The organism is Mycobacterium sp. ABE4_509 (genome assembly GCF_056160785.1).
Genome location: NZ_JBSWXU010000057.1, coordinates 1 through 14,894 on the forward strand (window position 1 = coordinate 1; position 14,894 = coordinate 14,894).

The 14,894-nt window shown below is 69.1% G+C and carries 12 protein-coding genes; 8 read left to right on the forward strand and 4 right to left on the reverse strand.

The genetic code is table 11. From position 1 onward, the window contains the following. Positions 1-682: asparaginase (locus ACXAID_RS14040; protein ID WP_475022826.1), on the reverse strand; the 682-nt coding region annotated here is incomplete at its 3' end. Between the two features lie 42 nt (positions 683-724). On the opposite strand from ACXAID_RS14040, the gene lspA reads away from it, so the two are divergent. From lspA to ACXAID_RS14070, 6 genes are all read left to right on the forward strand, one after another. After that, positions 725-1,327: a signal peptidase II gene (gene lspA, locus ACXAID_RS14045; protein WP_475022827.1), complete on the forward strand. Its 603-nt coding sequence runs from the start codon at positions 725-727 to the stop codon at positions 1,325-1,327. Next, the gene (locus ACXAID_RS14050) at positions 1,324-2,253 is read left to right on the forward strand and encodes an RluA family pseudouridine synthase (protein WP_475022828.1); all 930 of its coding nucleotides are present in this window, start codon (positions 1,324-1,326) and stop codon (positions 2,251-2,253) included. The genes lspA and ACXAID_RS14050 overlap by 4 nt, the downstream gene beginning before the upstream one ends. Further along, the gene (gene rarD / locus ACXAID_RS14055; protein ID WP_475022829.1) at positions 2,250-3,140 is read left to right on the forward strand and encodes an EamA family transporter RarD; all 891 of its coding nucleotides are present in this window, start codon (positions 2,250-2,252) and stop codon (positions 3,138-3,140) included. The genes ACXAID_RS14050 and rarD overlap by 4 nt, the downstream gene beginning before the upstream one ends. A 63-nt stretch (positions 3,141-3,203) precedes the next feature. Then, positions 3,204-3,875: a TetR/AcrR family transcriptional regulator gene (locus ACXAID_RS14060; protein ID WP_475022830.1), complete on the forward strand. Its 672-nt coding sequence runs from the start codon at positions 3,204-3,206 to the stop codon at positions 3,873-3,875. A gap of 93 nt (positions 3,876-3,968) precedes the next feature. Then, entirely contained in the window at positions 3,969-7,544 is a 3,576-nt protein-coding gene (gene dnaE / locus ACXAID_RS14065) for a DNA polymerase III subunit alpha (protein WP_475022831.1), read from the forward strand. 15 nt (positions 7,545-7,559) lie between these two features. After that, entirely contained in the window at positions 7,560-8,774 is a 1,215-nt protein-coding gene (locus ACXAID_RS14070) for an MFS transporter (protein ID WP_475022832.1), read from the forward strand. 24 nt (positions 8,775-8,798) lie between these two features. On the opposite strand, the gene ACXAID_RS14075 is transcribed toward ACXAID_RS14070, so the two are convergent. Continuing rightward, a complete protein-coding gene (locus ACXAID_RS14075) occupies positions 8,799-9,026 on the reverse strand; it encodes a hypothetical protein (RefSeq protein ID WP_475022833.1) in 228 nt (75 codons plus the stop codon). An 80-nt stretch (positions 9,027-9,106) separates the two neighbouring features. On the opposite strand from ACXAID_RS14075, the gene ACXAID_RS14080 reads away from it, so the two are divergent. Both ACXAID_RS14080 and ilvA read left to right on the forward strand, forming a co-directional pair. After that, complete coding sequence (locus tag ACXAID_RS14080) at positions 9,107-9,544, forward strand: nitroreductase family deazaflavin-dependent oxidoreductase (protein ID WP_475022834.1); 438 nt, start codon at positions 9,107-9,109, stop codon at positions 9,542-9,544. A gap of 42 nt (positions 9,545-9,586) precedes the next feature. Then, on the forward strand, positions 9,587-10,876 hold the full coding sequence (ilvA, locus tag ACXAID_RS14085) for a threonine ammonia-lyase IlvA (protein ID WP_475022835.1): 1,290 nt from the start codon (positions 9,587-9,589) through the stop codon (positions 10,874-10,876). On the opposite strand, the gene treZ is transcribed toward ilvA, so the two are convergent. Together treZ and treY are read right to left on the reverse strand one after the other, a co-directional pair. Beyond that, positions 10,864-12,606, reverse strand: coding sequence for a malto-oligosyltrehalose trehalohydrolase (gene treZ, locus ACXAID_RS14090; protein ID WP_475022836.1), 1,743 nt, complete (start codon positions 12,604-12,606; stop codon positions 10,864-10,866). The genes ilvA and treZ overlap by 13 nt on opposite strands. After that, positions 12,599-14,893, reverse strand: coding sequence for a malto-oligosyltrehalose synthase (treY, locus tag ACXAID_RS14095; RefSeq protein ID WP_475022837.1), 2,295 nt, complete (start codon positions 14,891-14,893; stop codon positions 12,599-12,601). The genes treZ and treY overlap by 8 nt, the downstream gene beginning before the upstream one ends. Position 14,894: the final 1 nt, after the last annotated feature.

Below are 14,894 nucleotides of genomic sequence, written 5' to 3' on the forward strand. Positions count from 1 at the left end.
CCTCGAGCACGACGCCGCGTGCGCCGGCCTCGACGCACGCGTCGATCGCGACGCCGTCGGCCCCCGGATAGACCGCGACGATGTCGACCCGCGGTGCGTCGGCTGCGGTCAGGGCGCCGAGGAGCGGGCGGTCGGTGGGCTGGCGGGTCAGGGTGAACCCGGCTTCGGTGACCTCGCCGAAGGGGCGTCCGGCGAAGCCCTGCCTGCCGGCGGTGGCGACCTTGTGCAGGCCGAGCGCCTCGAACACGGTCCCGGCGAAGCTGACCACCACCCCGAGTCCGCGGATGTGTGGACTGGCGGCCACGGTGAGCGCGTCGCGCAGATTGGCCGGACCGTCGGCCTCCGGGGAATCGGCGCTGTACTGCGCGCCGGTGAGCACCACCGGCAGCCGCCCGGTGTGGGTGAGCGCCAGCCACAGAGCGGTCTCCTCCATGGTGTCGGTGCCGTGGGTGATCACGACGCCGTCGAGGCCCGGATCCGCCGACGCGCGGTGTACCGCGGCGCCGATCACGTCCCAGTCGGCGGGGGTCAGCTGTGAGCTGTCGAGCGCCATCGCGTCGATCACCTCGACGTCCATCCCCGCGGTCAGGTCCGCCCCGGATCGGGTCGGACGTTTCACACCGTCGGGATCGGCGCTGGTCGAGATCGTGCCGCCGGTGGCGATGACGAGGAGACGGGCCATGGGTGGAATTGTTCCTCACCCGTGCTTTGCGATGATGGTGGCGTGACTGACGAATCCTCCAGCCCGGCCGACCCGACGGCCGACGGCGCGCCGCCCGCGGAGCCGGCGCCGCGCCGGCTGCGCCTGCTACTCGGGGTGGCGGGTGTCGTGCTCGTGCTGGACATCGTCACCAAGGTCGCCGCGGTGGCCCTGCTGACACCCGGGCAGCCGGTGTCGATCATCGGCGACACGGTGACCTGGACCCTGGTGCGCAACTCGGGGGCGGCGTTCTCGATGGCGACCGGGTACACTTGGGTGCTCACGCTGGTGGCCACCGGAGTGGTGCTCGGCATCATCTGGATGGGCAGGCGGCTGGTGTCGCCGTGGTGGGCGATCGGTCTGGGCCTGATCCTCGGCGGCGCGATGGGCAATCTGGTCGACCGGTTCTTCCGGTCGCCCGGACCGCTGCGCGGCCACGTGGTGGACTTCCTGTCCATCGGCTGGTGGCCGGTGTTCAACGTGGCCGACCCGTCGGTGGTCGGCGGGGCCATCATGCTGGTTGTGTTGTCGCTGTTCGGCTTCGACTTCGATTCGGTCGGGCGGCGCAGGCCAGAGGCCGCAGCCGACCCCGGCAACTCGGACCCCGGCGGATCGGACCAGGCGTGACGACACGGTCGATGCCGGTGCCCGAGGGCCTGGCGGGGATGCGGGTCGACGCCGGGCTGGCCCGGCTGCTCGGGTTGTCGCGCACCGCGGTCGCGGCGATGGCCGAGGACGGCGGGGTGGAGGTCGACGGGGTGCGGGCGGCCAAGTCCGACAAGCTCGTCGCCGGGGCGTGGCTGGAGGTGCGGCTGCCCGACGCGCCGGCCCCGGTGGAGAACACCCCGGTCGACATCGAGGGCATGGAGATCCTCTACAGCGACGACGACCTCGTCGCGGTGGACAAACCGCCCGGGGTGGCGGCGCATGCGACGGTCGGGTGGCACGGCCCGACGGTGCTGGGCGGTCTGGCGGCGGCGGGGTTCCGGATCAGCACCTCGGGCATCCACGAACGCCAGGGCATCGTGCACCGGCTCGACGTCGGCACCTCCGGGGTCATGGTGGTGGCGCTGTCGGAGCGGGCGTACACGGTGCTCAAGCGTGCGTTCAAACAGCGCACCGTGCAGAAGCGCTACCACGCGCTGGTCCAGGGGCATCCGGATCCGTCGAGTGGGACCATCGACGCGCCGATCGGCCGGCACCGCGGCCACGACTGGAAGTTCGCCGTGGTCGAGGACGGCAGGCACAGCGTGACGCACTACGACACCCTGGAGGCGCATCAGGCCGCCAGCCTGCTCGACGTCGAGCTGGAGACCGGCCGCACCCATCAGATCCGGGTGCATTTCGCCGCGCTGCACCACCCGTGTTGCGGTGACCTGACCTACGGAGCCGACCCGACGCTGGCCGCGAAGCTCGGGCTGGAGCGCCAGTGGCTGCACGCCAGCTCGCTGGCGTTCGCGCATCCCGCAGACGGCCGGCGCATGGAGATCACCAGCGACTACCCTGCCGATCTGCAGCACGCTCTCGACGTGCTGCGACATGACCGGCTGTGAGATCGGGCCTGCTGTTCGGGGTCGGCGCCTATGGCATGTGGGGCCTGTTCCCGGCGTTCTTCCCGCTGCTGAAGCCGGCCGGTGCGGTCGAGGTGCTCGCGCACCGCATCATCTGGAGTTTTCTGTTCATGCTGGTCGTCGTCGCGGCGGTGCGCAGGCTCGGGGATCTGCGCCGGATCGACCGGCGGACCTGGGTGCTGCTGACCGCGGCCTCGGCACTGATCGCCGTGAACTGGCTGATCTACGTGTACGCGGTGAACAACGGCCACGTCGTCGACGCCGCGCTCGGGTACTTCATCAATCCGCTGGTGTCGATTGCGCTGGGCCTGCTGATCTTCGGTGAGCGGCTCAACCGTTGGCAGTTCGGCGCGCTGGCGATCGCCGTGGTGGCGGTGCTGGTCCTGACGGTCAACGTCGGGGCGCCGCCGGTGATCGGGCTCGGGCTGGCCCTGTCGTTCGGTCTGTACGGTGCGGTGAAGAAGTCGGTGTCCACCGATCCGCGGGTCAGTGTGGGTGTCGAGGCGGGCTTGGCGACACCGTTCGCGCTGGTGTACGTGGTGGCCTTGCAGGCAGGTGGGCATGCCACCTTCGTCGGCTACGGCTCGGGACACACTGCCCTGATGGTTCTGGCCGGCGTGTTGACCGCGCTGCCGTTGTTGCTGTTCGCCGCGGCGGCTCAGCGGCTGGCCCTGGTCACCCTGGGTCTGCTGTTCTACATGACGCCGGCCATGCAGCTCAGTTGGGGCGTGCTGGTCGGCCAGGAGCCGATGCCGCCGGCCCGGTGGCTGGGCTTCGCGCTGATCTGGCTTGCTCTGGGGGTGTTCACCGTCGACGCGGTGCGTCGCGCCCGGGCCGAGCGGCGCACCGCGGCAGCGCCGGCGCTGTGATCCGTGTTCCATTTGCGATCTCTTGCGATTGACCCGTCAGTAGCTATGAAATAAAGTTTGCCCGTGGACAACGCCAACCCGGTTGTGCCTGGTCGGCGCCGGGGCCGCCCGGTGGGGGCCGACTCCGAAGCGACGCGACAGGACATTCTCGAGGCGGCGCGGGGCGTCATCGCCGAGCGCGGTTACCACGCGGCGACCTTCCAGCAGATCGCGATGCGGGCCGGGGTCAGCAGGCCCACGCTGCACTACTACTTCGACAGCCGCGAGGATGTCTACCAGGTGCTGCTGGTCGCCGCACACCAGCGGATGGCCGATTGTGTCGACCAGGCCCGCGCCGAGGATTCCCCGCGAAATCAGCTGGTCAGGTTCATCGAGTTGTTGCAGAGCTGGAGCGTCGAGGAGAACGCGACCATGCGGCTGTTGGTCGCGGCGCGCCTGGAGCGCCAGCAGGACCCGCGCGGTGCCAGCGCCGCCGAACAGGTGCGCTCGACGGTGCAGGCGTTCTACCGCTCGGTGGTCGAGTCGGCCGTCCGTCGTGGGGAGTTGAGCCCCGACGTGGACGTCCAACCGGTGGCCGACATGCTGGCCGCAGTGTTCTGGGCGATGGGCTTCCACACCGGTTTCATCACGCCACGACGGTCGGGCGACGGCGGCAAAGGTGTTGCCAGGCAATTGGTGCAACTTCTGGAGTCCGGATTGCTGGAGGAGCAGATCGCCGAGCGGGTGGACGCCTGAGGCCGGCCGGCGGCGAGCCGGCCCGAACCCGTGGAGACACGCAACCACGACACGCCGTGCGCTGTCGGTGCGCGGCCATAGACTGGCTGCCCTATGAGTGGTTCAGACTGGCGGTCCACCGGATCTACCGGATCTTCTGGGTCCTTTGTTCACCTGCACAACCACACCGAGTACTCGATGCTGGACGGCGCGGCGAAGGTCAAGCCGCTGCTCGCCGAGGCGCAACGGTTGGAGATGCCGGCCATCGGCATGACCGACCACGGGAACATGTTCGGCGCCAGCGAGTTCTACAACGCCGCCACGGACGCCGGCATCAAGCCGATCATCGGTGTGGAGGCCTACATCGCGCCGGCCTCGAGGTTCGACACCAAGCGGGTGCTGTGGGGTGACCCGGGTCAGAAGTCCGACGACGTCTCGGGCAGCGGCGCCTACACCCACATGACGATGATGGCCGAGAACGCCACCGGGCTGCGCAATCTGTTCAAGCTCTCGTCGCTGGCGTCGTTCGAGGGCCAGCTCGGCAAGTGGTCGCGGATGGACGCCGAGTTGATCGCCGAACACGCCGAGGGCATCATCGCCACCACCGGCTGCCCGTCCGGCGAGGTGCAGACCCGGCTGCGACTCGGTCACGAGCGCGAGGCCCTCGAGGCCGCGGCCAAGTGGCGGGAGATCTTCGGCCCGGACAACTTCTTCCTGGAGCTGATGGACCACGGGCTCGACATCGAACGCCGGGTGCGCGAGGGCCTGCTCGAGGTCGGCCGCAAGCTGGGCATCCCGCCGCTGGCCACCAACGACTGCCACTACGTCACCCGCGACGCCTCGCAGAACCACGAGGCGCTGCTGTGCATCCAGACCGGCAAGACGCTGTCGGACCCCAACCGGTTCAAGTTCGACGGCGACGGCTACTTCCTGAAGTCGGCGGCCGAGATGCGTGCGCTGTGGGACGACCAGGTTCCCGGCGCCTGTGACTCCACGCTGTTGATCGCCGAGCGGGTCACCTCCTATGCCGACGTGTGGGAAGTCCGCGACCGGATGCCGATCTTCCCGGTGCCCGACGGGCACGACCAGGCTTCCTGGCTGCAGCACGAGGTCATGGCGGGTCTGCGGCGGCGCTATGGCTCCGAGGTCGGGCAGAACTACATCGATCGGGCCGACTACGAGATCAAGGTCATCTGCGACAAGGGCTTCCCGTCGTACTTCCTGATCGTCGCCGACCTGATCAACTACGCCCGTTCGGTCGACATCCGGGTCGGCCCGGGCCGCGGTTCGGCGGCCGGATCCCTGGTCGCCTTCGCGCTGGGCATCACCAACATCGATCCGATCCCGCACGGTCTGCTGTTCGAGCGCTTCCTCAACCCCGAGCGCCCGTCCGCTCCCGACATCGACATCGACTTCGACGACCGTCGGCGCGGTGAGATGCTGCGCTATGCCGCCAACAGGTGGGGTAGTGACCGGGTCGCCCAGGTCATCACCTTCGGCACCATCAAAACCAAAGCGGCGCTGAAGGATTCAGCTCGCGTGCACTACGGTCAGCCTGGGTTCGCGATGGCTGACCGGATCACCAAGGCGTTGCCGCCGCCGATCATGGCGAAAGACATCCCGCTGTCGGGTATCACCGACCCCAACCACGAGCGGTACAAGGAAGCCGCCGAGGTCCGCGGACTGATCGACACCGACCCCGACGTGCGCACCATCTACGAAACAGCTCGCGGGCTGGAGGGGCTGGTCCGCAACGCCGGCGTGCACGCCTGCGCGGTGATCATGAGCTCCGAGCCGCTCATCGACGCGATCCCGCTGTGGAAGCGGCCGCAGGACGGCGCGATCATCACCGGCTGGGACTATCCGTCGTGTGAGGCCATCGGTCTGCTCAAGATGGACTTCCTCGGGCTGCGGAACCTGACGATCATCGGGGACTGCATCGAGAACATCAAGACCAACCGGGGAATCGACCTGGACCTGGAGAACCTGGCGCTGGAAGACCCCAAGGCCTACGAGCTGCTGGGCCGCGGCGATACCCTGGGGGTTTTCCAGCTCGACGGCGGGCCGATGCGCGACCTGCTGCGCCGCATGCAGCCCACCGAGTTCAACGACATCGTCGCCGTGCTGGCGTTGTACCGGCCCGGCCCGATGGGCATGAACGCGCACAACGACTACGCCGACCGCAAGAACGGTCGCCAGCCGATCAAGCCGATCCACCCGGAGCTCGAGGAGCCGCTGGCCGACATCCTCGCCGAGACCTACGGCCTGATCGTCTACCAAGAGCAGATCATGTTCATCGCCCAGAAGGTGGCCTCCTACACGATGGGTAAGGCCGACGCGCTGCGCAAGGCGATGGGCAAGAAGAAGCTCGAGGTGCTCGAGGCCGAGTACAAGAGCTTCTACGAGGGCATGACGAACAACGGGTTCTCCGAGGCCGCGGTGAAGGCGTTGTGGGACACCATCCTCCCGTTCGCCGGGTATGCGTTCAACAAGTCGCACGCCGCCGGCTACGGGCTGGTGTCGTACTGGACGGCGTATCTGAAGGCCAACTATCCCGCCGAGTACATGGCCGGCCTGCTGACCTCGGTCGGTGACGACAAGGACAAGGCCGCGGTGTATCTGGCGGACTGCCGGCGGCTCGGGATCACCGTGCTGCCACCGGATGTCAACGAGTCGGTGCAGAACTTCGCATCGGTCGGCAACGACATCCGGTTCGGTCTGGGGGCGGTCCGCAACGTGGGCGCGAATGTGGTGTCCTCGCTGGTGAACACCCGCACCGAGCGGGGCAAGTACACCGACTTCTCCGACTACCTGAACAAGATCGACATCTCGGCCTGCAACAAGAAGGTGACCGAGTCGTTGATCAAGTCGGGCGCCTTCGATTCACTCGACCACCCCCGCAAGGGGCTGTTCCTGGTGCACACCGACGCCGTCGACTCGGTGCTGGGCACCAAGAAGGCCGAGGCGATGGGGCAGTTCGACCTGTTCGGCGACGGCTCCGGCTCGGACGGCGCGGGCTCGGTGTTCACCATCAAGGTGCCCGACGAGGAATGGGAGGACAAGCACAAGCTCGCGCTGGAACGAGAGATGCTGGGCCTCTACGTCTCCGGGCATCCGCTCAACGGCATCGCCCATCTGCTGGCCGCGCAGGTCGACACCCAGATCCCGGCCATCCTCGAGGGCGACATCGCCAACGACACCCAGGTCCGGGTGGGCGGCATCCTGGCGTCGGTGAACCGCCGGGTCAACAAGAACGGTCTGCCCTGGGCCTCGGCCCAGATCGAGGACCTCACCGGCGGTATCGAGGTGCTGTTCTTCCCGCAGACCTACTCGATGTTCGGTGCCGAGATCGCCGACGACGTCGTCGTGCTGATCGGGGCCAAGGTGGCGATCCGCGACGACCGGATCTCGCTGATCGCCAACGAGCTCATCGTTCCGGACTTCTCCAGCGCCCAGGTCAACCGGCCGGTCGCGGTGAGCCTGCCGACCCGGCAGTGCACGGTCGACAAGGTCACCGCGCTCAAGCAGGTGCTGGCACGCCATCCCGGCACCGCCCAGGTCCACCTGCGGTTGATCAGCGGGGAACGCATCACGACCCTGGAACTGGACCAGTCGCTGCGGGTGACGCCGTCCTCGGCGTTGATGGGGGATCTCAAGGAGCTGCTCGGGCCCGGCTGCCTGGGCGGCTGAACCGGGTATCCCGCAGTGGGCCTGAGCGCCTGGCGGTTCGTCACCACCTTCGGCGTCATCAGCCTGCTCGCCGACGTCGTCTACGAGGGTGCGCGCTCGATCACCGGTCCGCTGCTGGCCTCGCTGGGCGCCACCGCGGTCGTGGTGGGGGTCGTCACCGGTGTCGGTGAGGCCGCCGCACTGCTGTTGCGGGTCGTGTCCGGCCCGCTGACCGACCGCACCGGCCGGTTCTGGACGTGGGCGATCGCCGGCTACGCCCTGACCGTGCTGACCGTGCCGTTCCTGGGTCTGGTCGGGGTGCTGTGGGCGGCCGCCGCGCTGGTGATCGCCGAGCGGGTCGGCAAGGCGGTGCGCAGTCCCGCCAAGGACACGCTGCTGTCGCATGCGACCGCGGTGACCGGCCGTGGCCGCGGGTTCGCCGTCCACGAGGCGATGGATCAGATCGGTGCGTTCGCCGGTCCGCTCGCGGTCGCGGGCATGCTGGTGGTGTTCGACGACGACTACGCTCCGGCGTTGGCCCTGCTGGCGGTCCCCGGTATCGGCGTGCTCGTCCTGCTCGGATGGTTGCGGGCGAAGGTGCCCGAACCGGCCGGTTACGAGGTGCATGCGCCGCCGAAGTCGAAACCCGAGGTGTCGCGCCGGTTTCTGCGATCGCTGCCCAGGGACTTCTGGATCTACGCGGGTTTCTCGGCGGCCACGATGCTCGGTTTCACCACCTTCGGGGTGCTGTCGTTTCATCAGGTCGACCGTGGGCTCGTCGCGGTGGCGCTGGTGCCGGTGATCTACGCGGCGGCGATGGCGGCCGACGCGGTCGCGGCGCTGCTGACCGGCTGGGCCTACGACCGGCGGGGTGCGTCGGTGCTGGTGGCGCTTCCGGTGCTGTCGGCCCTGGTGCCGGTGCTGGCGTTCACCGACCACATCTGGCTGGTGGTCGCCGGCGCCCTGGTGTGGGGAGCCGCGGTCGGCATGCAGGAATCGACATTGCGGGCCGTGGTCGCCGACCTGGTCGAGCCTGCCCGGCGGGCCACCGCCTACGGGGTGTACGCCGCCGTGCTCGGTGTCGCGGCGGCCGCCGGGGGAGCGCTGACCGGGCTGCTGTACTCGCGGTCGGTGGCATCGGTGGTGGTCGTCGTCATCGCTGTCCAGGCCGCCGCCCTGGCGATGCTGCCGGTGCTGCGCCGGCTGGCGGGCCCCACCCTCACCCCAGAACGCCCACCGCGCGGGCGATGACCAGGGTGAGTGCCTGTGGGTGGGTCAGCTCCGGTACGCGGTGAGGCCCAGGCCGGCCCATGTCAGGGTGGCGGCCGCCGCGCCGCCGAGCACCGCGGGTGCCGCGGACAGCGTCGCCACGCCGACGACGGCGAAGACCAGTAGACCGACCAGCAGCGCCACCACTTTGTAGGTCGGCCAGGGCACTCCGGCGATGGACACCGTCGAGCCCGAGCGGCTCGCGGCGTCGCGGAAATGCTCAGCGGTCGTCATAACTTGACGATAGCTCGTAGGAAAAGTTTCGGCCACCCGAAACGCTGATTTTGGAGCCGCGATTTCGCTAGCCTGGCGAGGTGCCTCTCACTGGAGATTATGAGCCCAGCACGTTGGATTGGGCCCGGGAAAACGCCGAAGAATACATGGAATCCGGCGGGACGAAGGGGACCGAGCTCAAGGGCCGCCCCGTGGTCCTGCTGACCACCCTCGGCGCCAAAACGGGCAAGATCCGCAAGACCCCGCTGATGCGGGTCGAGCACGGCGGCGAATACGCGATCGTGGCCTCGCTCGGCGGGGCGCCCAAGCACCCGGTCTGGTACCACAACGTCAAGGCGCATCCGCGGGTCGAACTGCAGGACGGCACCGTCAGCATGGACTACGACGCGCGCGAGGTGTTCGGCGAGGAGAAGGCGCTCTGGTGGGAGCGTGCGGTGGCGGCCTGGCCCGACTACGCCGACTACCAGACCAAGACCGACCGCCAGATTCCGGTGTTCGTGCTGACCCCGGTCGGCTGAACCGATTTTTGCCGGTACCGGTTCGGGTGGCACCATTGATCGGTGTCCGCTGACCTGAGCCAACGTCCCCGCACCGGTCCCGCCGCGCCGCTACGCGCTGCGGACATCGATGACGCGGCCGGGCGAATTTCGCCGGTGGTGTCCAAGACACCGCTGCAGCTCAGCGAACGGTTGTCGGCGATCACCGGGGCGCGGGTCTATCTCAAGCGTGAAGACCTGCAGGCGGTGCGCTCGTACAAGCTGCGCGGCGCCTACAACCTGCTGATGCAGCTCAGCCCGGACGAGAAGGCCGCCGGGGTGGTGTGCTCCTCGGCGGGCAACCACGCTCAGGGGTTCGCGCTGGCCTGCCGGTCGATGGGGGTGCACGGGCGGGTCTACGTCCCGGCCAAGACGCCGAAGCAGAAGCGCGACCGCATCCGCTACCACGGCGGGGAGTTCATCGAGCTCATCGTCGGCGGCAAGACCTACGACATGGCCGCCGAAGCCGCCCGCGACGACGTCGCCAGCACCGGCGCCACACTGGTCCCGCCGTACGACGACCTGCGCACCATGGCCGGGCAGGGCACGATCGCCGTCGAGATCCTCGACCAGCTCGGCACCGAACCCGACCTGGTGGTCGTTCCGGTCGGTGGCGGCGGGTGCATCAGCGGCATCACCACCTATCTGGCTGAGCGCACCGCGACGACCTCGGTGCTCGGCGTCGAACCCGCGGGGGCCGCAGCGTTGGTGGCGGCGCTGGCCAACGGCGAGCCCGTCACCCTCGACCAGGTCGACCAGTTCGTCGACGGCGCGGCGGTCGCACGGGTCGGCAGCCGGCCTTTCGAGGCGCTCACCGCGGCCGGTGACATGGTCTCGATCACCACCGTCGACGAGGGCGCGGTGTGCACCGCGATGCTCGACCTCTACCAGAACGAGGGCATCATCGCCGAGCCGGCGGGCGCGCTGTCGGTCGCCGCACTGTTCGACGCCGAGATCGAGCCGGGCGCGACGGTGGTGTGTCTGATCTCGGGCGGCAACAACGACGTCTCGCGCTACGGCGAAGTGCTGGAGCGCTCGCTGGTGCATCTGGGGCTCAAGCACTACTTCCTGGTCGACTTCCCACAGGAGCCCGGTGCCCTGCGGCGGTTCCTCGACGAGGTGCTCGGTCCCAACGACGACATCACGCTGTTCGAGTACGTGAAACGCAACAACCGGGAGACCGGTGAGGCGCTCGTCGGCATCGAGATGGGTTCGGCGAGCGACCTGGAGGGTCTGATGGCGCGGATGCGGACCTCGGAGTGTCACGTCGAGCTGCTGGAGCCGGGCTCGCCGACCTACCGCTACCTGACCTGATCCCGGTGCCGCAGTACGGCGACCGAATGCCCGCCCAGTTCGGTGGAGCCGGCACCGGCGGTCGGCTGGTCCCACGCCAGCAGCAGCTCACCGGTGACCGGAACCGAGACGGCCTCGGATCCCAGGTTGCACGCGATGCAGATGCCGCCGCGATACATGACGACCCACCGCTGCTGCTCGTCGAAGTCGACCCGCAGATGGTTCAGCCACGGATCGGCCATGTCGGGTTCTGATCTGCGCAACGCGATCAGGCTGCGGTAGAAGTCGAGCAGCCGGGCGTGCTCACCGGAGCCGACCTCGTCCCAGTGCAGCTTGGATCGGGTGAAGGTCTCGGGATCCTGCGGGTCGGGGATCTCGTCGGCATCCCAGCCGTGCTCGGCGAACTCCCGCTTGCGGCCTTCGGCGGTGGCACGGGCCAACTCGGGTTCGGGGTGTGAGCTGAAGAACTGGAACGGCGACGACGAGGCCCACTCTTCGCCCATGAAAAGCATCGCTGTATAGGGGGATCCGATTGCCAGTGCCGCTTTGATCGCCAGTTGGCCCGTGGACAGGTTCGCCGACGGACGGTCGCCCACGGCGCGGTTGCCCACCTGGTCGTGGGTCAGCGTGTAGGCCAGCAGCCGGGTCGCCGGGATCGTGGCGGTGTCCAGTGGGCGTCCGTGGCGGCGTTGCCGGAACGACGAATAGGTGCCGGCATGGAAGTAGCCGCCGCGCAGGGTCTGGGCCAGGGTGGCCAGCGAGCCGAAATCGGCGTAGTAGCCCTGGCGCTCACCGGAGACGGCGGCGTGAATCGCGTGGTGGATGTCGTCATCCCACTGCGCGGTCATGCCCAGCCCGCCGGCTTCGCGCGGGGTGATCAGCCGCGGGTCGTTGAGGTCGCTCTCGGCGATCAGCGACAGCGGCCGGCCCAGTTGTGCCGCCAGCGCGTCGGTTTCGGCGGACATCTCTTCGAGGATGTGGATGGCGGTGGTGTCGACCAGCGCGTGCACCGCGTCCAGTCGCAGGCCGTCGGCGTGGAAGTCGCGCATCCAGCGCAGCGCACAGTCCAGGATGTAGCGGCGCACCTCATCGGCATCCGCGTCGGCGATGTTGATCGACTCGCCCCACGGATTGGAACCACTGGACAGATAGGGCCCGAACTCCGGCAGATAGTTCCCGGACGGGCCCAGGTGGTTGAACACGGCGTCGATGAGCACACCCAGGCACCGGGCGTGACAGGCGTCGACGAACCGGACGAGCCCGTCCGGGCCGCCGTAGGGTTCGTGCACGGCGTACCAAAGCACACCGTCATACCCCCAGCCGTGGGTGCCGCTGAACGCGTTGACCGGCATCACCTCGACGAAGCCGACACCGAGATCGACCAGGTAGTCGAGCTTGTCGATGGCCGAGTCGAACGTGCCGGCAGGGGTGAACGTTCCGATGTGCAGTTCGTAGATCACCGCGCCCTCGACGGAGCGGCCGGGCCACCGGTCGTCCGACCAGGCGCTCGCGGTGGGCTGCCACAGCGCCGAGCGTCCGTGCACGCCGTCGGGCTGACGTGCCGACCGCGGATCGGGCAACACCTTGGGGTCGTCGCCGAGCACGAATCCGTACCGGGCATCGGCCGGCGCGTCCACGACCGCGCGCCACCAACCGTCCTCGCCGCGGGTCATCGCGTGCAGGGTGCCGTCGATGTCGAGCCGCACCCGCTGCGGGCGCGGCGCCCAGACGGTGAATTCGTGCTCAGGCATCGGCACGCACCAGCAGCGCGACGGGCAGATCGGTGAACAGTTCGCCGGCCGGCACCGCGCCGCTGCGTGCGGCGCCGGTCAGTACATCGGTCCAGTCCCCTCCGGGCAGGGGTATCGCGGTGTCACCCCAGCCGGCTTCGGCCAGCCGCACCGTCCACCGGCTGACCACCACCAGCACGTCGTCGCCGCGCAGATACGCCACGATGTGCTCGGCAGCGGCGCCGGTGGCGCAGACCGGGTGGTGGCCGCCCGATTCGAAGGTGTCCGGGCGAGCGCGGCGCAACTGCAGCGCCGCGCGCACCACCCGCATCTTCGGGTGCGCCATGCCGGCGAGCGCCTCACGGCGCAGCCCGTAGTCGATCGGGCGGCGGTTGTCCGGGTCGACCAGGCTGTCCTCCCACAACTCGGTGCCCTGGTAGACGTCGGGCACGCCCGGAGCGGTCAGCGCGATCAGCTTCTGACCCAGCGCATCGGCCTGGGCGTGCACATTCAGCCGGTCCACCAGGGCCGTCAGCCCGGCACCCACCGGTCCGTCGAGGACGTCGTCGAGCCACTGGTGCACACCGCCCTCGAACTCGGTGTCGGGGTCGTGCCAGCTGGTGTGCAGTGCGGCCTCCCGGACGGCCTTCTCCGCATAGGAGTGCAGCCGTTCGCGCAGTTCGGTGCTCACCATTCCGTCCGCCGGCCACACCCCGAACATGTTCTGCAGCAGGAACATCCCGGTAGCCGGGTCCGGGGGTGGGGTGGCGCGCTGCCAACCCTGCACCAGCTCCGACCACAGCGAAGGCACCTGCGAGAGCACGCCGATGCGGGCGCGCACATCCTCGCCACGTTTGGTGTCGTGGGTGCTCAGCGTCGTCATCGCCCGCGGCCAGAGCGCCGCGCGCACGGCTGCGCGGCGGTGGAACTCCGCGGCGCTGACCCCGAAATACTCGGGTTCGCCGCCGACTTCGTTGAGCGAAACCAGTCGCGGGTCACGGTAGAACAGGCAGTCTTCCATCGCCTTGGCGGTGGCGGCGCCGCACAGCTGCTGCAGCCGGACCCCGGCCTCGTCGCTGCGGGTCAGTGCCGCGTTGAGCAACTCCAGCGGTGCTGCCAGCCCGGGCTGCTCGGCGACGGTCTCGGCGATCGCCACGGACAGCACCTGCGACAACGACAGATAGTCGCTGCGGTACACGCCGATGTGGCTGAGCAGTGCGGCGATCGACTCGTCGAGCAGTTCGTGGTCGGCTCCGGCCGCGGCGACCACCGCGCGGTGCAGCCGCGCCAGTTCGCTGGCCAGCGTGTCGGTCACGGCCTGGCGCTTGAGCCGGCGGGCTTCGGCGGTGGCCGAGGCGTAGTCGACGCCGGCCGATTCCGCCAGGGCGGTCAAGGATTCGGCGCCGCTGGGGTCGACGAACAGGCCGCCCGTTTCGCGCAACGCGTCGTAGCCGGTGGTGCCGTCCACCGGAAGGCTGGGGTCCAGGGCCTCGTCGACGGCGAGGATCTTCTCGATGACGATCCAGGCCTCGGGCCCGGTGAGCTCTCGCAGCCACCCCAGATAGCCGGTCGGGTCGGACAACCCGTCCGGATGATCGATCCGGATCCCGTCGACCAGCCCGTCCCGGAACCACCGGGCCACCTCGGTGTGCGCTGCGTCGAACACCGTCCGATCCTCCTGGCGCAGCCCCGCCAGCGACGTGATGGAGAAGAACCGCCGGTACCCGCACACGCCGTTACGCCAGCCGATCAGCTTGTAGTGCTGGCGGTCGTGCACCTCGGCGCCGGTGCCCCCCTCGGTTCCGGGGCTGATCGGGAACTGCAGGTCGCCCAGGCGCAACACATCGGCGTCGGCGACCAGATCCGCCGCGTCGCCGTCGGACCCCAGCACCGGCAACAGGATTCGTCCGTCCGGGTCGGCAGACCAGTCGATGTCGAAGAACTGGGCGAACTCCGACCGGCGCCCGTGCGTCAACACATCCCACCACCACCGGTTCTGCCGCGGGGCGTCGACACCGACATGGTTGGGCACGATGTCGACGATCACCCCCAGGCCGGCGGCCTCGGCCGCGCCCACCAGCCGGGCGAATCCGTCGGGGCCGCCGAGTTCGGCCGACACCGTGGTCGGGTCGGTGACGTCGTAGCCGTGGCTGGACCCCTCGGTGGCGGTGAGGATGGGGGACAGGTACAGATGCGAGATCCCGAGTTCGGCGAGGTAGCCGACAAGCTTCTCGGCGTCGGCGAAGGTGAACGCCTGACCGCTGGACGGACCCCGCATCTGCAGGCGGTACGTCGAGGTGAGGCGCATG